Here is a 21,173-nt window from a genome sequence, read left to right as displayed (position 1 = left end):
CTTAGGCTGCGTTGTCGTTCAGGTCGGGCAAGCCTGGTCGGCCTGGGCGTCTTGCAATGCCTCCAGGGTGGAAGCATGCGCGGAAAGCGCCATCAGGCCGCGCTGCAGATCGTCGATGAGGTCTTGCGGGTCTTCGAGACCCACATGCAGGCGCACGGCCTGCCCTTGATACGGCCAGCGCGCGCCGGTGCAGTTCTTTCCCGGCGTGAAGGGGATGGCGAGGCTTTCATAGCCGCCCCAGGAAACCCCCAGGCCAAAGTGCTCCAGCGCGTCGATGAAGGCTGCGAGTGAACCTTTGGAATTCGTGCGCAACACAACGGAAAAGAGACCGCAGGCGCCTGTGAAGTCGCGCTTCCACAGCCCATGGCCCGGATGGGACGGCAGTGCGGGATGCAGCACTGCCTCGACTTGCGGCTGCCGCTCCAGCCATTGGGCAACGCGCAGTCCTGATTCCCAGTGGCGCTGGAGCCGGACCGCCATCGTGCGCAGGCCGCGCAGTGCCAGGTAGACGTCGTCCGGACCGGCAGTCTGACCCATGTCCTGAGTGGTCTGCTTGATCAGCGGCCAGGTATCCCTATTGCAGGTGACCACGCCAAGCATGGCATCGGAATGGCCGACGATGTACTTGGTGGCGGCCTGGATCGAAACGTCGACGCCGTGGGAGAACGGCTTGAAGTAGAGCGGCGTTCCCCACGTGTTGTCCATGACCACGACGGCGCCATGTCGACGCGCCGCTGCCGAGATGGCCGGGATGTCTTGGATGTCGAGGGTTTCCGACCCCGGCGATTCGACGTACACGACACGCGTGTTGGGTCGCAGCAATGTCTCGATCGGTGTGCCGCCAGCGGGATCGTAGGTCTCGACTTCGACGCCGAAGCGCGTCAGGACACGCTCCATGAAAGCGCGTGTTGGAGAATAAGCGCTGTCAGTGACCAACACGTGGTCGCCGGCCGACAGCAGCGCCGTCAACGCGGTACTGATCGCCGCGAGGCCGGACGGAAACACGAGCGACCGGTATCCACCCTCCAGCGCGGCAACGGCCTCTTCCAGCGCATGGGTCGTGGGCGTGCCGTAGCGGCCATAGGTCGTCGCGCCAGGCTCTTCCGCGGCGCGGGCGCGCTTCATTTCCTCCCATTCGGCCATCGACCCGGCGAGGATGGTCGATGCCCTGAAGATCGGCGTGTTGACGACCCCGCCGAACCGCTCGGGGTGGCGGCCAGCGCAAACTAACTGAGTGCTTTCTTTCATCGGATCTCCGTGGCTGAGCGGTGCGGCTTCCATGTTGGTGATTGCCGCTGGAATGTCGACCAGCTTAGGGATGCGCCCTGAGCAAATTCATCTCATTTAATTGGCGTATTCCGTCCAAAAGAGAAAAAAATGCTCGCGTGGCTCGCCCAACATTGGGCGCTTGCGCCGCTCGTAGCGAGCGTCTGTATTCCGGTGGAGGAGACCAACATGACAACTACGCTTGCTGCTGCCGATGTCCGCAGCCGCTTTCCCACGCTTTCGCACTGGGGTGCATATACGGCGGTCGTAGAAGGCGGGAGGCTCGTCGCATGCGAGCCGTTTCTCTGCGACAGCGCGCCTTCACCGATCCTGCAATCCATGCCAGGCATGGTCCATTCGCCACTGCGGATCCGCCGGCCTGCGGTTCGGCGCGGCTGGCTGCGCAAGCGCGAGAACGCGGAGCGCAGCGAGCGGGGTAACGATGAGTTCGTGGAGGTTGACTGGGATACCGCGCTGGATCTGGTGGCCGGCGAGCTGGCGCGGGTGCGCGGCGAACACGGCGATGCTTCCGTTTTTGGCGGTTCCTACGGATGGTCCTCCGCAGGGCGCCTGCATCATGCCCGCACGCTGACGCACCGCTTTCTGTTCGCAGGCGGGGGATGTACCACGCAGGCGGGCAATTACAGCTGGGGCGCCGCGCAGTTCCTGTTGCCCCATGTGATTGGCACCTACAAACCGGTCACGGGAAGAGTGACGGACTGGCGCAGCGTTCTTGAACACACAGAGCTGTTCATTGCCTTTGGCGGCCTGCCACTACGCAACACCCAGATCACTTCCGGCGGCGCGGGTGCGCACAGTTCGCACGAGTGGATCGAACGCGCAAAGGGCTCGAAAGTGAAGTTTGTTGTCGTCAGCCCGACACGCGCGGACATACCCGACGGCCTGCAGGCCCGATGGGTGCCCATCCGGCCCAACACTGACACCGCGCTGATGCTGGGCATGGCGCACACCCTACTGACGCGCGGCCTGCACGCAGCGGATTTTCTTTCGCGCTATTGCGAGGGCTTCGACGCGTTCGCGGCATATCTGCTGGGCCGCAACGACGGCCTGACAAAGGACGCCCGCTGGGCGGAGTCGATCTGCGCGGTGCCGGCCGAGACCATCATCGAACTGGCCGCGGAAGCCGCCCGGCGGCGCACGATGTTGAACTGCACATGGTCGTTGCAGCGCGCCCATCATGGCGAACAGCCGTACTGGGCCGGCATCGCGCTGGCCTCGATGTTGGGGCAGATCGGCCTGCCGGGCGGCGGCTTTGCGTTCGGGCATGGCTCCATCAACGGCGCCGGAACGCCCCGGCCCGACGTCGCGGCCCCGGAGATGGGCGCGGGTGCCAATCCCGCGCGCAGCACCATCCCCGTCGCGCGTATTTCGGACATGCTTCTGCACCCCGGGCAGCGTTACGACTTCAACGGCCGCGAAGGTATCTATCCGGATACACGCATGGTGTATTGGGCCGGCGGCAACCCCTTCCACCACCACCAGGACCTGAACCGACTGGCACGGGCCTGGCAAGTGCCGGAGACGATCGTGGTGCATGACAGCTGGTGGACGCCGACGGCGCGGCGCGCGGACATCGTTCTGCCGGCCACGACGACGCTGGAGCGCAACGACATCGGGGGCTCCTCAAGAGACCGGTACGTGCTGGCGATGCATCAGGCGCTGCCGCCCCAGTACAGCAGCCGCAACGATTTCGACATCTATCGAGACCTGGCATTGCGCGCCGGCTGCGAGTTCGCGTTTACTGAAGGCCGCGACGAATTCGCGTGGATTCGCCATATCTACGACAGCATGGTGGAACGCTGGGCCGGGGCAGGCTTCGTAGCTCCGCCATTTGAACAGTTCTGGGAGGAGGGGTACACCGGCTTGCCGGAGCCTGGCACACCGTTCGTGCTGTTCTCGGACTTCCGTGCCGATCCGCAGGGCAGTCCCCTGAGCACACCAAGTGGAAAGATCGAGCTCTACTCCCGGCGCATTGGCGAATTCGGCTATCAGGATTGTCCTCCGCATCCGTCCTGGCTACCACCTGCCGAATGGCTTGGAGATGCCGCAGCCCAGCGCTGGCCTTTGCACCTCATCACGTCTCAGCCGGCTGACAAGCTGCACTCACAGTTGGACGCGGGTAGCCACTCCGTGTCAATGAAGGTCAGAGGCCGGCAGGCAATCCATATACATCCGCTGGACGCGGCGGAGCGCGGCATTGTGCAAAACGAACTCGTACGCGTGTTCAACGAGCGCGGGGCATGCCTGGCCGGCGCGCGTCTGGACGATGCACTGATACGCGGCGTTGTGGTGATGTCGACCGGTGCCTGGTTCGATGCGAGCGACAGTTCGCTTGAACGCCACGGCAATCCCAACGTCCTGACGATGGACCGCGGCACCTCTCGCCTGGCCCAGGGGTCCAGCGCGCATTCCGCGCTGGTCGAGATCGCGCCGTGGTCCAACGGGGAACCGCCGGAGGTTCGTGCCTTCGACGCGCCGCAGGTGTCGCCGCTGGCCGGCTAAAGCGGGGGGCGAAGACCATTTCTCCACGCACATGGAGTTTCGAGCAAAAAAAGTCATCGGCACCCCGATAAAGCTCGCAAGCAGCTTCCTACTCAATATTTTGTGCAGCACGGAACACGTGCGCCTGTGCTGCATCGGCTTGGGCGCAGCACGCCGCGCGCATCGGTCGCTCAGTTGTGCGACTTCAGTCGCGGCAATAGGTTGGACCGGGCGCGAAACCTGTTACACCTGCTCCGCGCACGAGAGTCAGAGTCGGGCGGAGGTCAGGAAGTTGAGTGCGCTACGCCATATTGCGATGAGAGGTATCGACGGATATGGTCGGGCGAGTCGACGAATCGCGTTTGACCGTGCATGCGAATCTCTACGCTGTTGTCGACTGGCTCCCGTCCAGCGCTGAGCACCAGAACAGGGGCGGACTGGTTTGCCTCACCGATCAGGTCGACAATTGCTTTGCGAGGCCGCGGCGCGGCGATGTATTCGACGTCAATCTGGCTGCGCAACTGCGGAAAAAAGCTAAGCAGACCTTCGATGGCAACCGCATCGCCGCAATAGAAGGGGCCTTCCGTCCCTTGAGTAAAACCGGGGCGAAGCATCAGTAGCTTGTCTTTCACTTTCTCTCTCACTGTAAGTTGAAGTTTCTGGCGGACTCTGCTGCGTCGGGCCGCTTTCGACCAAGCAAAGGATAGGGACCGCGGGTTGAACCGACTAGTGGCACGAACGACAATTTTCGTCTAGATCATGCCAAAGTGTGCCGTATAGTGATCCGCAGCCCCTGCGCGCTCCAACTGCCACGTTTCGACGCTTGCGAGACGCCTGGCAGATGGTGCAAAATCCGGCGCGGTGGCATCAATACCTATTTCTATCTGCATCGTGCCAAAGAAGGAATCGCAATCGGCCGCCAATGGGGGACTTGTCGCAGTCGTCGTCTACGACGGCCTGAGCCTCTTTGAGTACGGCTGCGCCGTTGAAGTGTTCGGTTTGCCCAGACCGGAAATGGGAGACGCGTGGTATCGCTTCGCGACGTGTTCGGCCGAGCCCGGGACGTTGCGCGGGCCGGGTGGCATCCGAGTGCAGGCTGACGGTGGCCTTGAACTTCTTTCGAGGGCGAAGACGATCATCATCCCGGGCTGGCGCGATATTGAAGCGGTTGTGCCGCCGGATCTCTGCCGCGCTTTGCGAAAGGCGAACAAGCGGGGGGCGAGAATCATGTCGATCTGCACGGGTGCCTTTGTCCTGGCCGCATCGGGATTGCTCGACGGTAAGCGCGCGACTACGCACTGGCGTCACGCGGCAACACTGGCGGAGCGATATCCGGAAATCCGGGTGGAGGCAGATGTGCTCTACGTCGATGCCGGCGATGTCCTGACTTCGGCGGGAAGTGCAGCGGGAATCGATCTGTGCCTGCACCTGATCCGCCGGGATTTTGGCCCTCGTGCGGCCAATCAGGTCGCACGCCGACTTGTGATGCCGCCACACCGTGAAGGTGGCCAAGCCCAGTACATTGCCGAGCCGGTCTCGAAGCGCAGCAACGCTTCGTTGGCACCCTTGGTGGACGCGGTGCGCGCAACCTTGGATGAAGACTGGCCGATTGCCAGAATGGCAAGGCAAGCCGCAATGAGTGCCCGCACCTTCCAGCGGCACTTTGTCAGTATGATGGGTATGCCGCCTGGCGAGTGGTTGCTGATAGAACGTTTAAGCCGAGCGAGAGTGTTGCTCGAAGAGACCGATTCGTCCGTGGATGACATCGCGGTGCAAGTGGGGTTCGGCGCCGCAGCCACGTTGCGCAATCACTTCCGGATCCGGCTTGGAACAAGTCCCGGATACTACAGACGACGTTTCAGTACATCTGAGCTGCATTGATTCCGGCCAATGGCGGATCAAGTTTCCCAGTTGCCGTTGCGCCCATTCACGGTGGCACGGCGGTTTCCATCCAATCGAGTCACCTATACGCGGATAGATCGTAGGTTTCTACAAGCGCCGGTCTCGGATGACCGGTGCTCTCTTACGCGTAATCCAATGGTAGCGCAGTGGTGTACTTGATCTGTTCCATCGCAAAGCTGGAGCTAACATCGGCAAGCTCCGCCCCTTGGATCAGCTTCTTATAGACGCGGTCATAGGCCGCGATATCCGGCACTACCACGCGCAGCAGGTAATCGGTGTCGCCGGCCATCCGGTAAAACTCGGTCACCTCCGGGATCGATGCCACTAATCCATGGAACAGCTTGATCCATTTCAGGTTGTGCTGGCTGGTACGCACTGAAACAAAGACTGTGACACCGGCATTCAAGGCGTTTGCGTCCAGCAATGCAACGCGCTTGCGAATGATGCCGGCCTCTTCCAGCTTTTGGATGCGGCGCCAGCATGGCGTCGAGGTCAGGCCGACACGGTCCCCGACTTCCGTTACGGGGACGGTTGCGTCTTCCTGCAGGATGGCAAGGATTTGCTTGTCGTATCGGTCCATGTCCGTTAGCTGGCTGAGTCCGAGGCTTGAGTAAAGTCCGGGCGGAGCATCAGTAGCTTGCCTTTCACGTTCTCTCTCACTGTAAGTTGAAGTTTCTGGCGGACTCTGCCCCCTGTCGGGCCGCGATCCACCGAGCACAGGATAGGGAGCGCGGGCTGAACGGGCTAGTGGTACGAACGACAATTTTCGTTCATATCATGCCAAAGTGAGCCGCATGGTTATTCCGATACGGACAATCGTGTAGGGAACGAACGGTGCACGGTTCGAGCTACTGCTATTCCTTATCGCCAGGTTCGAACTTTATCGGGGCGACAACCGACGACGCGGGCAGGGCGGCCGCAACGGAGAACTGGCGATCGGCCATGAACCGCTATCTGGAGCATTGCCGCCTTAAGTTGAAGAATCCGCGAGCTTAGACGTAATGCCGGGGATGCCTCGCCGAACGGTCTGTGGTATCACCGATCTGGTCGCCGGCGAGAAGTCTTCGTCATCGCAGGGGGCAGGGCGGTGCGGCAAGTCACGGATCTTCGCCCTCTGTCCGTCGTCTCTTCGCGACCCTTCTCGGTCATCCGCCAACGCGAATTCAATGTCCCATGACCGTGGTATTGCAGTCACCGATTGTGCACAAAGGAGGATTCCTTCGGCTGCCCGGGTGAATCCAGGCGCTCACACCCAGGTTAGCGTTGCCTCCGTAAAGAGGTGACCGGGCATGAGGTAGTCGCCGTGTTCAATGGCAAGATCTTCCATATTGCGCAGCGTATCCTCAGACAGCGCGGCCATCTCGAACCTGCAATAGAGGTAGCGCTGTCTGTATGTGGCCTTCTCCATGCGGAGGCCGCGCACCAATGCTTCGGGGGATGCCACGGAGACATGCTCGACGGCGCGATACTGGACGTCGACACCGTATTGACGGCCGAGTTGCTCAAGTTCAATCGCATCCTGCCATGCGGTCTCGTAGTCCAACTCAAGCGTGCCGGCAGCGCGACCATGGATGTGTTCCACCGCGGCGGCTCGGTCGCGTGCGGTATATGTGCTCATCGTGGCCCTCCAAATGCTGTTCAGTCGAGCTTGATATTCGCCTCCCTGATCAGGGTGCTGAATCTGGCCTTCTCCTGCCTGATGTATGCGGTGAAGTCCGCCGGCTGGGACGCCGTGACGCTGAATCCATACTCGCCCAATACCTTGACCGCTTTTTCCGAAGCCAATGCCTTCGCGACTTCATTCCGAATGCGTTGAGCCAGTTCGGCGGGCATTCTCGCCGGCCCCCACAAGCCATACCAGGAAACCATCTCGAAGCCGGTCAATCCCGACTCCGCAACCGTCGGAACGTCCGGCAACACGGCAATGCGCTTCGCACTGGTGACCGCAAGCGGTTTCAGCTTTCCGCTCTTCACATGCGGCAAGGTCGATGGCAAGGCATCCACCATGGCATTGATGTGTCCGCCCATCACTTCAGTCAACGCCGGGGCAGTGCCCTTGTAGGGGATGATCTCGAACTGGAGTTTGCCGTCGTGCTTGATCGCTTCTTCGGCAAGGTGGCTAGCTGAGCCGACTGCTGAGGTTCCAAAGGTGTACTTCCCGGGCTCCTTGCGGATGGCGGCCATGAACTCCTTGAGGTCCTTTGCAGGAACACCGGGATGCGCCGTCACCAGCATTGGGACACTACCCAGTTGCGTGATCGCCGTGAAGTCCTTTTCTGCGTCGTAGGTCTTCGCACTCATCAGCATTGGCGTGGCCACGAAGGTCGATGCTTGCACCAGCAGGGTATAGCCGTCTGGCGCAGAAGCCGCAACGAGCTTGCTGCCAACGGTTCCACTGGCTCCAGGCCGGTTATCGACAATGAATTGCTGGCCGAGATTTTCGCTCAGGCGTTGCGCCACAACCCGTGCGACAGCGTCCACCGTTCCACCTGCGGGATACGGCACAACGATTCTGACGGGCTTGTTGGGGTAGGTCTGGCCGAAAGCCAGCGTGGCGACAAGACCAAAGCTTGTGGCCAGTAGCGCTCTCAAGATACCTCTCATTGTCGTCTCCTGATATTGAATTGCATGCTTGCCGCTCTGCCTCGACTAGCGAGCGTCCAAAGAATGGATTTTGCCTCTGCTGTGTTCGCCTGAGCCCTTGCGATAAACAGGTATAGCGCCGACTTAGAAGACATGCTTGATGCCAAGCATCGCACCAAACTGGTTGCCGCCCGGTGCCGGCGCGCTGGTTCCGACGGCGCTGCCACTACTGACCGACATGGCTAGTTGGCCCCGGTTATCAATGAAGCCAGTCGTGAGATAGGCGGAGGTCCGCTTGGAGAAGGCGTAAGTTCCGCGCAGGGCCGCGAGCCATGCCTTATTGGCACTATGGTTGAATCCCAGATAGTAGATCTGCCCCGCGAGATTGAGGGCGGGCGTGATGTCGTAGGCCAGGCCCGCATAGTAAAGCTGGCTATGGGACGTGGTGCTGCCCTCGTTGTTCCGGAAGGTACCACCGATGCCGAGCTTCGCCTTGGACAGTACCATGTAGCCGCCAAAGTGCAGGCGGTCATCCTTGAGGCCGCTGTTCACCAGCCCGCCTGCCGCACCAGTGCCCCCGCGCAAGGAATCATATGCAGTGGCCAGGCCCCACCAGCTTGCGTCATACCGCAGCATCACTGACCATTCCCGGCAGGCCTTGCTGTCGGCGGGATTCTCTCCGGCGCAGTTGGTTCCCGCGGGGTTCTGGCCAGCATTGACTGTGTCGCGCCCAAGGCTGTATGTCGCGCCAACAGTCAATCCGCCGAACGTACCCTTGTAGGCGATGGCATTATCGGCGCGGGCATTGGGTCGATAACTGTCTAACGAGTTGGCGCCGTAGAGGTTGGGGCCCAGTACGTCAGAGTCCAGTGTCGACCAGAAGGTCATCGTCCACTGACGGCCGAAGGAGAGTTGTCCCCACTGATTGCTCAGCCCTACAAAGGCCTGGCGACCGAACAAGCGCCCCCCCTGATTTGACGATCCGGAGTCCGGGGCAAAGCCGGATTCCAGGACGAAGACAGATTTCAGGCCTCTCCCAAGGTCTTCCGTCCCGCGCATCCCCCAGCGCGAAGGTACGGTGGCAGTCAGGTTGGGCATCCGCACGACACCGTCCTTGCTGGCACCAATATTGTTCACATACTCGACTCCCGTGTCGACGAGGCCGTAAAGCGTCACCGATTGTGCCGAAGCGAACATCGGTGCGGCGCAAAAAAGGCCCGCGCACCATTTCCCGCAACTCCTCATGGATGTCTCCTTGTTATGGCAAGTCGTTACAAACTTGTGAAAGGCAGGCGAGCGGTCTCCGCCCATCGCCGGGCGCTCGAAACGTTTCGAGTGCCCGGATGCAAGGGAAACGGGGTCCGATGATCGCCGTGAAGCGTCTGACGGCGGCGGTCTGCGCCGCTGCATTGGCAGGTCAGCCAGTCAGGGTGAAATCTCTTCCAGCGGCCGGTTGGTGGTTTCGGTCATTCGGCTGGCCGCGACAAGGCCGACCACGCAGGCACCCGCAAACATCAGGAATACGGTGGCAATACCTTGTCCCGTCAGTACCATGCCGACAACGGCCGGTGCGGTGGCGGAGGCAGCTCGTAGCCATGACGTTGCCAGGCCGGTTCCGATCGCACGGATACGCGTGGGATAGATTTCCGGCGTGTACAGGTACAGCAGCACCGTCGCCGAGCCCATCACGGCATAGGCAGAGGAAGCCAGCAGCATGACCGACCAGGGGCTGGCGGCGCCGAACGCTCCGAGGACGGCGAGAAATATGCCGCTGACCACGAAACACCCCATGGCCCAGCGCCGACGACCCACGCGGTCCACCGACAGTGCACAGACAAGAACGGCACAGGTGCTGAGCACGTTGGAGAGCGAGGCCATGTGCAGCGACTCCTGCAGTGGCAGGTGATAAACAGTCTTGTACAGGCTCGGCAACCAGTTGTTGATGCCATTCGCAACGAAATAGGAGCTCGCCCACAGCAGCCATACCACCACCGTACGACCACGATAAAACGGCGAGAACAGCTCCTTCCAGTTGCCCTTCTTCTGCGAATGGAGGCCATCGTACAGTTCCGAGATACGCCGGTGCACCTCTGCGGCGTTGTGCTGCGGATCGAGGTTTCGCTTGGGGGTACTGGCCTCGATATCCCCGATCACGCGCTCTGCGTCATCGAACCGGCCTTTGCCTATCAGCCATCGCGGTGATTCCGGCAGCCGCATGATCAGCAGCGCGATGACCACGCCGGGTATCCCGCCAACCAGGAACATGTACTCCCAACCAAAGCGCGGCACCAGGAAGGCACCTACCTGGGCCGCCAGCATTAGGCCAACCGGGAAGATCAGTTCATAGAGCAGGAAGAAGCGGCCACGGCCATGGGCTTGCGACAGTTCGTTGATATAGGTTGCCGCAACCGGCACCTCGCCGCCGACACCAATGCCCTGGATGAAACGGCACAGGAACAGCATCTGGAAGTTCCCGGCAAAGGCACACGCCACACTCATGACCGACATCAGGCCCACGGTCACGGTGGCACTCGGCACCCGACCCAGGCGCTCGGCCAGCCAACCGAAGCATAGTGCGCCGATGACCTGCCCAAGATACCCGGCAGCGATCAGGACCCCGATCTCGCCCGGTGACAAGTGCCAGAGCCCAACCAGGACCGGCATGACAAACGCCAGAGAGAGCGCGTCGAATGCATCGAACAGGGTGGCACTGCCCATGACAATGCGGGCCTTGGTGTGCCACCTGCTAAAGGGAACGTTCTCGATGCGAAAGAGAAGTTGCGCTGTCCGCTGCCGGGGATCAAATGGCGCACTGCTTGCCGCATCACTCCTGCCACTGTTGTACATGGGTGCGACCGTAGTGGTGTCCATGCTGTCTCCAAGTTGACTGGCTCATGGTGTGCGAGCACCGGCCATCTTTCTTATGTCGTCGGCTTCCGCTGTCGGCATGACCTTCTTGCTACCGGAGCTTTTGGAAACCGGCGACTGCGGGCACTCCAGAAGCTCAAGTCAGCGTGAGGCCTTGTATTTCGCCCGTTGTGCCGCCTTGCCTGCCGGCTGCGGCATGACGGGAGAATCCAATAGCCGGGCTCGAGCCGGCTGGCGGGCACAGCCTTGTAGCTGGACCCGCCGTCGTTCAGCCAACGATGCCGGCAGCGCGCATGGCGTTGGCGATGTCGATCTCGGCGCCGGGTGCCAGCGGCAGCAGCGGCGAGCGCACGGTGGCGTGTTCCAGGATGCCACGTGCCACCAGGGCGTGCTTGAGCGCCACAGTGCCTTCCATGTGCGAGCCGCGATGGTAAACGTTCTTCGTGACCGGCAGCAGGCGATCGTGGATGGCGCGGGCGGCCTTGTAGTCCCGTGCCTTGCCGGCCTTGATCAGTTCGACCAGCAGTTCTGGTGCGATGTTGCCGTAGCCCACCAGCAGACCGTCCACGTCAAACATGGTGTGCAGCAGATATTCGTCGTGACAGCTCAGAATCTGCAGATCAGGGCGCTCGCGACGAATCACGGGGATCTCGGTGTCCCAGCGGCGCATGTTGCGCACGCCGTTCTTCATCGCGAACACGCCGGGCTGCGCCGCGATGTCGAGCTGGGTTTCCAGGTCGTAGGTGCACTTGGTTGCATCGGGGTACTGGAACAGGATCAGCGGCAGCCCACTGGTCTCATACACTTGGCGGTACTTGTCCTGAGGCGCGCCCTTCTGATAGCCGAAGCGCAGCCAGCCGTGCGAGGGGTAAAGCAGGCCAGCGGACGCGCCCGCCTGGACCGCGCGCTTGGCTTCCTCGGCGGCCACCTCGGTGCCTTCCAACGTGATGCCGGCGATGATGGGAATGGCGCCATTGACTGCCTCGACGAAGGTTTCAATGACCTTCATCTGCTCCGCCTGCGTCAGAAAGGTGCCTTCGCCTGCGTGACCGAGCACGGTTAGGCTCTTCACGCCATCGATGCTGCCGAGCCAGGCGCCCAGCTTCTTGCAGGCGGCGTAGTCCACCGCACCGTCGCGGGTGAAGGGCGTGACCGGGGCAGGATTGAGGCCGCGGAGGTCGATGTTTTTCATGTCACTTCCTGTAATGAGTATGGAGTTCACCGGGTGCCGGATGCTTTGCCCGGAGAGCCCGCCGCTGCTGGTGTCTCCATAACGTTGGCGGGCATGTGAGGCAGTCTAGGAGCGGCCGTGTCATGCTGGAAGTGTCATGTTTTATATTTCAGATATACTGATTCCGTATAGCATGGAAGCCAAGGAAAGCGATGAACTACTCCGCATGGAAATTGTTCCTGGCGGCTGCCGACCTAGGCAGCCTGAGCAAGGTGGCTCAGTCCTATGGCACGAGCCAGCCCCACATCAGCCGTCAACTCAATGAACTTGAGCAGGAATGCGGGGGGCGTCTATTCCAGCGCACGGGTCGCGGGGTTGTGCTTACTGAATTCGGCGAGCGTGTGGCGCCCAAGGTCCGGGCGTGGGTGGCGGGCACGGACCAACTGGTCAACGACATCCACTCGACCTCAGGTAAGCCTATCGGTACGGTTCGCCTCGGAATCCTGCCTTCCACCGCGCATCCACTGGTCAGCACGCTTTATTACCGCCTGAAGGAGCGCTATCCCCTGGTGCAACTCAGTGTGCGCGAGGGGCAGGGCGCACAACTGGAGAACTGGCTGGAAGCTGGACACGTCGATCTGGCTATCCTGTTCCGCCACAGTCCGGTGCCCAAGCACGGTGACGTGTACCTGGTCGAAACGGCGACCTACTTGGTGGGTGCAGAGGGAGACAGCGTGACCGCCAACCCTACCGTTCAGTTTTCTGCGCTGCACAATCTTCCCCTGGTGATGTTCTGCCGACCCAATAGCTGGCGCGACCGACTGGATCAATTGGCACTGGAGCATGGTGTTGCGCTGAACGTCGCAGTGGAGGCTGATTCGCTGAGCCTGCAGACCCATATCGTCGCCGACGGGGGCATGTACGCGCTGCTGGGGCCGTATGCCATCTCGAACGCCGGTCGGGATTGCCACTTGCGGGCATCGAAGATCATCAATCCACAGATCACCCGCCATATTGCGTTGGCGATGTCGCGCCATGGCGAACTCACACTGGCGTGCCGCACCGTTATGCAGCTTGTTCGTGAGATTGCGCAATTCGGAGGGCCGGAGTTGACGGGGCGCGGCATCGAAGTGTCAACGTGAGACTGGCTGCAAGACGCCTCGACCTAGCAGATTTCACGCAATTCTCGACGTGAGGCTTTCGCGCGTTGGGTCCGATTAAAGCAGCAGATCTTGGCTCGATGGTGTTCCGGTGCGACTACGCTTCTTTCAATGTCTGTTGTTTGGTGCGGCGCCGTCATTCGGTGGCTGAGGATCAGATGACTGAGAATGGCCGGGTCCGGCCCGACGCCGAGCACAACGAGCGTTCCTCCTGGGACCTGTCCGCGTAGGGCAGAAGACGACCCATCTGAGACATCCAACAGCTGCAAGACGAACGGCTCCTTTGGTCGATGAACGAACGGTGGCAGGGAGACACCACAACGGGCAACCGCCCAAGCAGCGGGCATGTGGTTTGCCACGTTCCGCTCAGTTCCCGTGCGCACCATGTGCACGCATGTTTTCCAGCCAACGGGTACGTGTCCTCTCGTCGGCAAAGGTAAGCCCATACAGGTTCTTGCGGATCGGCTTGATCCCGGCGAAACCTAGCATACTTCGTTCGAAGCCGCGGACTCCATATGCGCCAAAGTACCAGCGATACAGCAGCGCCGGCATTCCCATGGTCACGACGATCCGTGCCGAGCGGCCGGCGAGCAGTCGTCTGGGGAACCCTTTCTCCCTGTATTCCATGGCAAAGCCGGGCCGAAAGATGTGTTCGAGAAAACCCTTGAATAGCGCCGGCATGGTCCCGTGCCATAGCGGAAACAGGAAGACCCAATGCTCCCCCCAGCGCAATTCCTCCCTTGGCTGCTCCAATGCAGGAGGCAATGTGCCAGTCTCGAACTCAGCCTGCGTGCGAAGCAACGGGAAGTCGAGCTTCGCCACCTCGATGCGCCGTACCTCGTGTCCTGCCGTGGTCGCGCCTTGAGCATAGGCGTCCGCCAGCGCATGCAGCAAGCGCTGGCCCGATGGGTCTGGATGCCCCTGGATGATCACGATGCGCTTGGGCATGTTGCTGGCGAAGCTGTTCGGGAGGCCAGCGGTACGACGCACAAAGGCACGTCGTGCCAAAGGTAAGAATCGGCGTGGCGGAGTCGAGAAAGACCTCGCCAAACATGCACGTTCCAATGTTTGCGCTTGTCCTCGTCAGTTCACTGCAACAAGTGCTTAAAATTGCACGCCAGAGGCCGGCGAAAGTGCACTGGCTGACATCGCGGGAGGGACGTGCCATATGACATCACACTGCGTATTTTGTCGAGATCGCGCAAAGCCGTAGCTTCTCGCGCGCCGCGGAGCGGTTGCGGGTAGCCCAGCCCGCTCTCAGCCAGAACATCTCTTCGCTGGAGGACAGTCTGGGTGCGAAGCTATTCGAGCGCCATGCTCGTGGCGTCGAACTCTTGCCCCCCGGCCAGCGGCTGCTGGCGAGCGCCATCGACATTCTTGCCCGGACGGACGCCCTGAAAGACGAGATTGACGGACGCGCGAGCCTTCCGACTGGGAATGTGCGTCTGTCCATTGCCGGATCCATTGCCGGCGCGGTCATTGGGCCGCTGCTCGGCGCCGTGGCGTGTGATTATCCCGGCATCGAAGTGACCGTGCGCGAAAGTATGTCTTTCGAATCGCGCGCGCTCGTCGAGTCGGGGCAGGCGCATCTGGCCCTGATGCCGAGCCCATCGGAAATCCAGGGCATGGCCTCCATGCCGCTCTATGAAGAGCGATTTCTGTTGTACGGCACGCGCGCGGCCATGCGCCGCAAGCCAGAGACAATGACGTTCGCGGAGGTGGCAGAACTTCCACTGGCCGCGCCGGACGGCGCGCATGACCTGCGCAAGATCATCGAACGTGCGGCCAATGCCATTGGCCGTTCCCTTGATGTCCGGTACGAGCTCAACAGCCCGCAGATGCTGATCGCGCTGGCACGCGACGGACTTGCGTACGTTGTCATGCCGCCCAGCGCCTGCCTCGAGGCCGTCGCGGCCAAATCCATCGCCGGTCGCCCGGTAATGGAGCCCGAACTGACCCGCATCCAGGCGCTGGTCTGGCCCGAGGACCGTCCCCTGTCTCCTGCTGCAGCGGCAATTCGTGACCTCATCGCTCGCATTGTCGGTGGCCTGGTGGAGAGCGGCGCGCTGCCCGGCCGCAAGGTCGGGGCGACCTATAAGAAAAAATGAAACCTTCGTAGTCCGAGACAGTATTGGTTTCGGCGCAGCGCCTTGATTAGAGTTGTCTCCAGAGCGCACTGAGACGCCTTCGATGGAGACAAGCATGGCAAGCAAGAATGTTGTGGTCATCATGTCCGATGAGCACGACCCGAGAATGATGGGCTGCTCCGGGCATCCCTTCGTGAAGACCCCCAACCTGGACGCACTGGCCGCCCGTGGCGTGCGTTTCCCCAACGCCTACACACCCAGCCCGATCTGCGTCCCGGCCCGTGCAGCCTTTGCCACGGGCCGGCGGGTGCATCAGGTCCGCCTCTGGGACAACGCCATGCCCTATACCGGCGAGCAGCGCGGATGGGGCCATGCGCTCCAGGAGCGGGGCATCCGCGTCGAGAGCATCGGCAAACTGCATTACCGCAACGAGGAGGACCCGGCGGGCTTCGATGCGGAGCACCTGCCCATGCACGTGGTCGGCGGCCATGGCATGGTCTGGGCGTCGATCCGCAATCCGTTTCGTCCGCGCGAAAACGGCCCGCGCATGCTGGGCGAGCACATCGGCCCCGGCGAATCGTCGTACACGCAATACGACCGGGCGGTGACGCAGCGGGCGGTGCAATGGCTGGAGGAGGCGGCACAACGCCAGGAAGACGGCTTCGTCCTGTACGTCGGCCTGGTCGCGCCGCATTTCCCCTTCGTCGTGCCGGACGAGTTCTACAACCTCTACCCCACCGACCGCCTGCCGGAGCCGAAGCTGCACCCGCGTACCGGCTATGAACAGCATCCCTGGGTCAAGGAGTATTGCGAATTCATGGCCTCAGAAAGGCAGTTCGCCGATGCCGACGAACGCCTGCGCGCCTTCGCCGCGTACTACGGCCTCTGCACCTGGCTCGACCACAACGTCGGCCAGATCCTCGGGGCGCTGCGCGACAACGGATTGGAAGACACCACGCACGTCATCTACACGTCCGACCACGGCGACAACCTCGGTGCGCGCGGCGTCTGGGGGAAGTCGACCCTCTACGAAGAAAGCGTCAAGGTCCCGATGCTGCTGGCCGGCCCGGATGTACCGTCCGGCGTGTGCGGCACCCCGGTCGACCTGCTGGACCTGTTCCCGACGATCCTGCAAGGCGCCGGCATCGATCCGGCGACGGAGATCGATGACCGGCCCGGCCGCTCCCTGTTCGAGCTTGCACGCTCGGCACCGGAACCGGAGCGAGTCATCCTCAGCGAGTACCACGCCGCGGGCAGCAATGCGGGTGGCTTCATGCTGCGCAAGGGATGCTGGAAGTACCACTATTACGTTGGCTTCCCCCCCGAGCTGTTCAATCTGGAGACCGATCCCGAGGAACTGACCGATCTGGCTGGCGATGCGGCATACGCCCCGGTATTGGCCCGCATGCACAATGCCCTGCTGGCGATCTGCGACCCCGATGCCGTTGACCGGCAGGCCAAGTGCGATCAAGCCGCCCTGATCGCGCACTACGGCGGCCCCGACGTGGCCCATACGCTCGGCTCGTCCACATCCACCCCCGTGACGGCGAAGACCGCCGCATAAGACAGGAAGTGACATCATGGACGAACAGCTTCAACTGGCACCGGCGACCGAGATCGACGAACGCTTTCTCAGGGACTGGAGCGGACTCGCCGTCGGGCGGCCCTCCCGGGTATTCCGTCCCGTTTCAACCGAAGAAGTCGCGGCCATCGTGCGGCGGTGCCACGAAGAAGGGCGCCGGATCACGGTGCAGGGCGGTCTGACCGGCGTGGCCGGCGGCGCGGTGCCCGGCGAGGGTGACGTGGTGATCAACCTGGAACGCATGAACCGGATCGAAGAGATCGACGCCCTCGAAGGCGTGATGCAGGTCCAGGCCGGCGCGACGCTGCAGCAGGTCCAGGAGGCGGCGGCAGACCAGGGCTGGATGTTCGCGGTCGACCTCGGCGCGCGCGGCAGTTGCCAGGTCGGCGGAAATGCGTCGACGAATGCCGGCGGTATCCGCGTCATGCGCTACGGGACCATGCGCGACTCCGTGCTCGGCATCGAGGCCGTGCTGGCCGATGGCACCGTTGTCTCTTCGCTCACTCGCCTGGTCAAGAACAGCACGGGACTGGATCCGCGTTTCCTGTTCATCGGATCCGAAGGCACGCTGGGGATCATCACACGATTGACCTTGCGACTGCATCCGCCCATGGGCGATCTGGCGGCAGCGTGGGTGTCGGCCGACCGCTTCGAGGCGCTGCCGCAACTATTGCGTGCGCTCAAGCGCCGGCTGGGTTCGGCGATGTGCGCGTTCGAGTTCATGTCCGACCGCTTCATCAGTCTTGCGTCGCGCCTGACCGGGCAGCCGGCGCCGGTCGCCGGAGCGCCGTGGCATGTGCTGATCGAGGCGGCCGGCAATGCCGGGCAATTGATGGATGACGCGCTGCAAGCAGCGTTGTCCGATGCCCTGGATGCAGGCCAGATCACCGACTGCGCCCTTGCGGCGTCGCTGTCGCATCGCGAAGCGTTCTGGCGCCTGCGCGAGTCGATCCCGGAAGTCCTCACGCATCTCAAGCCGGCTGCGACGCTCGACCTCGGCCTGCCGTGGAGCGAGACTGCCAGCTACATCGGGCAACTGGAAGCCGCGTTGCGGGAGCGCCTGCCGGATGCGGAGCACCTGTTCCTCGGGCATCTGGGCGACAACAACATCCACCTGATCAGCGGCCCTGTCGACGACGCCGGCCTGCACCTCGTCGACGAACTGGCCTACGCTGCACTGAAGGGCCGCGGGGGCGCCGTCAGTGCCGAGCATGGCGTTGGCCGGTTGAAGAAGGAATACCTCCTGGTATCGCGCAAGCCTGAGGAAATCGCGCTGATGCGGCGCCTCAAGCAGGCGATGGATCCTGCCGGCATACTGAATCCCGGCCGGATATTCGACTAGCGCTGGAGATCCACATGCATCGCAGAACCTTCATGGGCGCGCTGGGCGCGTCGCTGCTCGCGACGCTCGAGCCGGCGTGGGCGCAGGGCTATCCCAACGCGCCAGTCAGGATGATCGTGCCCTACGCGGCCGGGGGCGGGGCTGACGCCATCGCCCGCCTGCTCGGACAGGGGATGGGCAACGAACTCAGGCAGAGCTTCGTGGTTGACAACCGTCCCGGAGCTGGCGGAATGATGGGCGCCGAGGCTGTCGCCAAGGCGTCCCCGGATGGCTACACCGTGCTCGTCGCCGGCAATCCGGAACTGACCATTACGCCGTGGCTGCAGGCGAAGACGTCGTATGCGCCGATTACCGACTTCACGCCGGTCGTCCTGATATCGCAGTCGCCAAACGTGCTCGTCGCCAATGCATCGCTCGGCGCGAAGACCTTGCGCGCGGCGTTCGACGCGGCAAAACGCAGGCCAGGCGGCATTTCGGTCGGCACGCCCGGCAACGGGTCACCGCAGCACATTGCGCTGGAGTTGTTGCGGGCGCAAACCGGGCTCGACATCGTCCACGTTCCTTACAAGGGGGCCGGCCCCGCCACGGTGGCCGCGCTGGGCGGCGAGGTGACCTTCGCGCTCGTCGGTGCGCCCCCGCTGCTACCGCACATTGCGTCCGGCAAGCTGGTGCCACTCGCAGTCACGCAGCCTCGTCGCTCGCCGCTGCTGCCGAACGTGCCGACGCTTGGCGAGGCGATGGGCGTCATGCGGGACGACGATTTCGTGGCGTGGTACGGCCTGCTTGTGCCATCACGCACGCCGGCGGACGTCGTCGCCCAGCTTGAGAGGGCGGCGTTCACCGTGCTCAAGCGGCCGGACACCAAGGCGAGGTTTTCGGCAATCGGGACGGATCTTGTCAGCATGCCGGGTGCGCAATTCGCAGAACGGATGCGCAGCGAGTCGGCGCGTTACAGAGACATTATCAGGCGCTTCGGTATCAAGGGGGCGTAGCTCCCGCCAGCCAAGGCTGGCGTCGTGATTGGCCCTTTCTGCAAAGTCAGGGCCTACTGATTCTCGAAGCCCGCACCCGCCTATCAGGCAGAAGTGGAAAACCGTTATGCTGGCGAGCCTTGGTGGTTCGCTGGAACGACTTCATCATCTACGGCGTCTTCGCGCGGGAGATCGCCACGCAATTCTTTCCAGCGACAGATCCCGTCGCTTCGCTGATTGGCGCCTTCGGCGTCTTTGCGCTCGGGTACGTTTCCCGGCCGCTCGGCAGTGCCATCCTGAACAGCCTGGGCGACCGATTCGGCCGGCGCGTGGTCTTCCTGGTCTCGGTGCTGGCGATGTCGGCCACGACCATCGGCATTGGTCTGGTCCCCGGCTATGCGGCCATTGGCATGGCCGCACCGGTGCTGCTCGTGCTGCTCCGACTCTTGCAAGGCTTCGTCCTTATCTCGGATTGCCCGCCTGCTGTCAGGCCATTTCACTGGCAGCTTCGCCAGCCAGCGCGACTTCCGTCTCGTCGGTCACCGTGCTTTCCGCTATCGCGCTGTCGTCTTCGGAAACCATGTCGCCCAGACCGATGACGACCGTGATATTCGGCGTCCAGTTCTTGCGGTCCGTGCTGACCTCGGCAAACGTGGTCACCGTTGCGGTGTAGCCCTGCGCTCTGAGGTCGTCGGCCAGCCGTTGCGCGCGCGGTTCCAGCGCTGCTTGCGGATTGTCTTCGTTGATGTCGAGTACCAGTCTGGTCTCGAATTCTTCCTTGCCCTTCTGGATTGCCGTTTGCATTGCCTTCAGTTGCTTGTTCGCGAGCGCGACGAGCTTGCTGTACCTGGATTCTTCCTGGCTGGCGCGCAGTGCTTTGGCGGCGTTGATGATTTCGGTGCGGTCCACGAACATGATTGCCTTTCGAGGTGGGGAGAGAAAGCAGGCGCCGCACGGGCTTGACTTCAGGAGCCAGCTTTTCCGGGATGCGACGATAACTGTATAAATATACAGTGCTCGCCAGCTAACCGGCAAGGAGCAGGTAAAAGTCCAGGATGCGCCTCACTTAAAGCGGCGTTGCTCGGGAGTGATCGAGTCCCGCGCATGGTGAGAGCGCACGATACCTCTCCTGGCTCCGGCTGAGGCTGGGTAGCTTGTAGTGAGCCCTAGGGGAGCAACTGGCTGAAGTCAACCGTCATGAAGACCAAGTTGAGAGAAGCCGACCGGCGTCTTACGACCCTTCACAGTAATCGGCAGCAGCGCTCCGCTCCAGAGCGTCTTATTCGCCGCGCGGGTATTCCCTCTGTTGAGTTCTATGCCCGGTTATTATTTAATTCAGCGTGAATTAAATAATACGACAAACATCGACGAAGCTGGAGCCTGCCGAGGCGTATCAAAAGAGTTGATAACGGCACTCAGTACGGCGAGCCTGAATACAAGACGCAAGGCCTGGATCGTGGTTGCTTTGCGGGACTGTTTCCTGGCTTGCGCCGGCAGGGTCACTCTCACATCGCCTTGTGGCCAGGAAGAGCAACCGAAGGAGACAGACATGGATGCCCCTATTCAACGGAAGGGGCTGCCGAGACGGGCGAACGAGCACGCTATCGGCTGCCCCTCCCGGCGCTCGCCTGCGTTCGACAACGGGGTAAATCCATCAGGCTGACGCCGAATGACGTGAGCGATTCCATCGCGAGGTCGCTTCGATAGATCGGCCGGTGAGGCGCTGTCGGAGTCGCCAG

At 62.2% G+C, this 21,173-nt stretch carries 18 protein-coding genes and 1 pseudogene; 8 read left to right on the top strand and 11 right to left on the bottom strand.

Annotated elements, in window-relative coordinates; genetic code table 11:
* Positions 1 to 18: 18 nt before the first annotated feature.
* A complete protein-coding gene (gene metC / locus J8I34_RS25290) occupies positions 19 to 1,248 on the bottom strand; it encodes a cystathionine beta-lyase (RefSeq protein WP_209807248.1) in 1,230 nt (409 codons plus the stop codon).
* Positions 1,249 to 1,455: 207 nt separating this feature from the next.
* Between metC and J8I34_RS25285 the strand changes: the two genes are divergently transcribed.
* The gene (locus J8I34_RS25285) at positions 1,456 to 3,789 is read left to right on the top strand and encodes a molybdopterin guanine dinucleotide-containing S/N-oxide reductase (protein WP_209807262.1); all 2,334 of its coding nucleotides are present in this window, start codon (positions 1,456 to 1,458) and stop codon (positions 3,787 to 3,789) included.
* A 263-nt stretch (positions 3,790 to 4,052) separates the two neighbouring features.
* On the opposite strand, the gene J8I34_RS25280 is transcribed toward J8I34_RS25285, so the two are convergent.
* Entirely contained in the window at positions 4,053 to 4,400 is a 348-nt protein-coding gene (locus tag J8I34_RS25280; RefSeq protein ID WP_084402577.1) for a DUF3088 domain-containing protein, read from the bottom strand.
* Positions 4,401 to 4,659: 259 nt separating this feature from the next.
* On the opposite strand from J8I34_RS25280, the gene ftrA reads away from it, so the two are divergent.
* The gene (ftrA, locus tag J8I34_RS25275) at positions 4,660 to 5,649 is read left to right on the top strand and encodes a transcriptional regulator FtrA (RefSeq protein WP_209807247.1); all 990 of its coding nucleotides are present in this window, start codon (positions 4,660 to 4,662) and stop codon (positions 5,647 to 5,649) included.
* Positions 5,650 to 5,791: 142 nt separating this feature from the next.
* Here ftrA and J8I34_RS25270 read toward each other — a convergent pair whose 3' ends face one another.
* The 6 genes from J8I34_RS25270 to J8I34_RS25245 form a co-directional block, all read right to left on the bottom strand.
* Positions 5,792 to 6,250, bottom strand: a complete 459-nt coding sequence (locus tag J8I34_RS25270; protein ID WP_029050092.1) for an Lrp/AsnC family transcriptional regulator — start codon at positions 6,248 to 6,250, stop codon at positions 5,792 to 5,794.
* 666 nt (positions 6,251 to 6,916) lie between these two features.
* Complete coding sequence (locus J8I34_RS25265; protein ID WP_209807246.1) at positions 6,917 to 7,288, bottom strand: PHA-granule associated protein 4; 372 nt, start codon at positions 7,286 to 7,288, stop codon at positions 6,917 to 6,919.
* Between the two features lie 20 nt (positions 7,289 to 7,308).
* Complete coding sequence (locus J8I34_RS25260) at positions 7,309 to 8,274, bottom strand: Bug family tripartite tricarboxylate transporter substrate binding protein (RefSeq protein ID WP_245176120.1); 966 nt, start codon at positions 8,272 to 8,274, stop codon at positions 7,309 to 7,311.
* A 123-nt stretch (positions 8,275 to 8,397) separates the two neighbouring features.
* Entirely contained in the window at positions 8,398 to 9,498 is a 1,101-nt protein-coding gene (locus tag J8I34_RS25255) for a porin (RefSeq protein ID WP_209807245.1), read from the bottom strand.
* A 180-nt stretch (positions 9,499 to 9,678) separates the two neighbouring features.
* Positions 9,679 to 11,124 (bottom strand): MFS transporter, encoded by a 1,446-nt coding sequence (locus tag J8I34_RS25250; protein WP_209807244.1) that lies wholly within the window; start codon positions 11,122 to 11,124, stop codon positions 9,679 to 9,681.
* 265 nt (positions 11,125 to 11,389) lie between these two features.
* Positions 11,390 to 12,313 carry a dihydrodipicolinate synthase family protein gene (locus J8I34_RS25245; protein WP_209807243.1) on the bottom strand — a complete coding sequence of 308 codons (924 nt, stop codon included), beginning with the start codon at positions 12,311 to 12,313 and terminating at the stop codon, positions 11,390 to 11,392.
* A 191-nt stretch (positions 12,314 to 12,504) separates the two neighbouring features.
* On the opposite strand from J8I34_RS25245, the gene J8I34_RS25240 reads away from it, so the two are divergent.
* Positions 12,505 to 13,434 (top strand): LysR family transcriptional regulator, encoded by a 930-nt coding sequence (locus tag J8I34_RS25240; RefSeq protein ID WP_209807242.1) that lies wholly within the window; start codon positions 12,505 to 12,507, stop codon positions 13,432 to 13,434.
* 384 nt (positions 13,435 to 13,818) lie between these two features.
* Here the strand turns inward: J8I34_RS25240 and J8I34_RS25235 are convergent, their stop codons facing one another.
* The gene (locus J8I34_RS25235) at positions 13,819 to 14,400 is read right to left on the bottom strand and encodes an NAD(P)H-dependent oxidoreductase (RefSeq protein ID WP_029050391.1); all 582 of its coding nucleotides are present in this window, start codon (positions 14,398 to 14,400) and stop codon (positions 13,819 to 13,821) included.
* A gap of 242 nt (positions 14,401 to 14,642) precedes the next feature.
* Between J8I34_RS25235 and J8I34_RS35290 the strand changes: the two are divergent.
* The 5 genes and pseudogenes from J8I34_RS35290 to J8I34_RS25215 form a co-directional block, all read left to right on the top strand.
* Positions 14,643 to 14,789: pseudogene (locus J8I34_RS35290) on the top strand (helix-turn-helix domain-containing protein); the annotation flags it as partial.
* Positions 14,787 to 15,560, top strand: a complete 774-nt coding sequence (locus J8I34_RS25230; protein WP_256441858.1) for a LysR substrate-binding domain-containing protein — start codon at positions 14,787 to 14,789, stop codon at positions 15,558 to 15,560. The pseudogene J8I34_RS35290 and the gene J8I34_RS25230, both read left to right, overlap by 3 nt.
* Before the next feature lie 94 nt (positions 15,561 to 15,654).
* Complete coding sequence (locus tag J8I34_RS25225) at positions 15,655 to 17,103, top strand: sulfatase-like hydrolase/transferase (RefSeq protein ID WP_209776731.1); 1,449 nt, start codon at positions 15,655 to 15,657, stop codon at positions 17,101 to 17,103.
* A 16-nt stretch (positions 17,104 to 17,119) separates the two neighbouring features.
* Positions 17,120 to 18,463, top strand: a complete 1,344-nt coding sequence (locus J8I34_RS25220; protein ID WP_209807241.1) for an FAD-binding oxidoreductase — start codon at positions 17,120 to 17,122, stop codon at positions 18,461 to 18,463.
* A 14-nt stretch (positions 18,464 to 18,477) separates the two neighbouring features.
* On the top strand, positions 18,478 to 19,455 hold the full coding sequence (locus J8I34_RS25215) for a Bug family tripartite tricarboxylate transporter substrate binding protein (protein ID WP_035878635.1): 978 nt from the start codon (positions 18,478 to 18,480) through the stop codon (positions 19,453 to 19,455).
* Between the two features lie 104 nt (positions 19,456 to 19,559).
* Here J8I34_RS25215 and J8I34_RS25210 read toward each other — a convergent pair whose 3' ends face one another.
* Together J8I34_RS25210 and J8I34_RS25205 are read right to left on the bottom strand one after the other, a co-directional pair.
* Positions 19,560 to 19,886, bottom strand: a complete 327-nt coding sequence (locus tag J8I34_RS25210; protein WP_209807240.1) for a hypothetical protein — start codon at positions 19,884 to 19,886, stop codon at positions 19,560 to 19,562.
* A gap of 34 nt (positions 19,887 to 19,920) precedes the next feature.
* The gene (locus J8I34_RS25205) at positions 19,921 to 20,349 is read right to left on the bottom strand and encodes a hypothetical protein (RefSeq protein WP_029049915.1); all 429 of its coding nucleotides are present in this window, start codon (positions 20,347 to 20,349) and stop codon (positions 19,921 to 19,923) included.
* Positions 20,350 to 21,173: the final 824 nt, after the last annotated feature.

The organism is Cupriavidus phytohabitans (assembly GCF_017815025.1).
In the GTDB taxonomy this organism is placed as follows: domain Bacteria; phylum Pseudomonadota; class Gammaproteobacteria; order Burkholderiales; family Burkholderiaceae; genus Cupriavidus.
Note: the sequence above shows the minus strand (reverse complement) of the source record. Positions and strands in the feature narration are given on the sequence as shown.

Excerpts from the sequence above, each read along its gene's own strand:
- J8I34_RS25250 (WP_209807244.1), bottom strand. The coding sequence starts at position 11,124 with ATGGACACCACTACGGTCGCACCCATGTACAACAGTGGCAGGAGTGAT.
- J8I34_RS25245 (WP_209807243.1), bottom strand. The coding sequence starts at position 12,313 with ATGAAAAACATCGACCTCCGCGGCCTCAATCCTGCCCCGGTCACGCCC.
- J8I34_RS25260 (WP_245176120.1), bottom strand. The coding sequence starts at position 8,274 with ATGAGAGGTATCTTGAGAGCGCTACTGGCCACAAGCTTTGGTCTTGTC.
- J8I34_RS25240 (WP_209807242.1), top strand. The coding sequence starts at position 12,505 with ATGAACTACTCCGCATGGAAATTGTTCCTGGCGGCTGCCGACCTAGGC.
- J8I34_RS25215 (WP_035878635.1), top strand. The coding sequence starts at position 18,478 with ATGCATCGCAGAACCTTCATGGGCGCGCTGGGCGCGTCGCTGCTCGCG.
- J8I34_RS25285 (WP_209807262.1), top strand. The coding sequence starts at position 1,456 with ATGACAACTACGCTTGCTGCTGCCGATGTCCGCAGCCGCTTTCCCACG.
- J8I34_RS25225 (WP_209776731.1), top strand. The coding sequence starts at position 15,655 with ATGGCAAGCAAGAATGTTGTGGTCATCATGTCCGATGAGCACGACCCG.
- metC (WP_209807248.1), bottom strand. The coding sequence starts at position 1,248 with ATGAAAGAAAGCACTCAGTTAGTTTGCGCTGGCCGCCACCCCGAGCGG.
- J8I34_RS25270 (WP_029050092.1), bottom strand. The coding sequence starts at position 6,250 with ATGGACCGATACGACAAGCAAATCCTTGCCATCCTGCAGGAAGACGCA.
- J8I34_RS25235 (WP_029050391.1), bottom strand. The coding sequence starts at position 14,400 with ATGCCCAAGCGCATCGTGATCATCCAGGGGCATCCAGACCCATCGGGC.
- J8I34_RS25205 (WP_029049915.1), bottom strand. The coding sequence starts at position 20,349 with ATGTTCGTGGACCGCACCGAAATCATCAACGCCGCCAAAGCACTGCGC.
- J8I34_RS25255 (WP_209807245.1), bottom strand. The coding sequence starts at position 9,498 with ATGAGGAGTTGCGGGAAATGGTGCGCGGGCCTTTTTTGCGCCGCACCG.
- J8I34_RS25265 (WP_209807246.1), bottom strand. The coding sequence starts at position 7,288 with ATGAGCACATATACCGCACGCGACCGAGCCGCCGCGGTGGAACACATC.
- J8I34_RS25220 (WP_209807241.1), top strand. The coding sequence starts at position 17,120 with ATGGACGAACAGCTTCAACTGGCACCGGCGACCGAGATCGACGAACGC.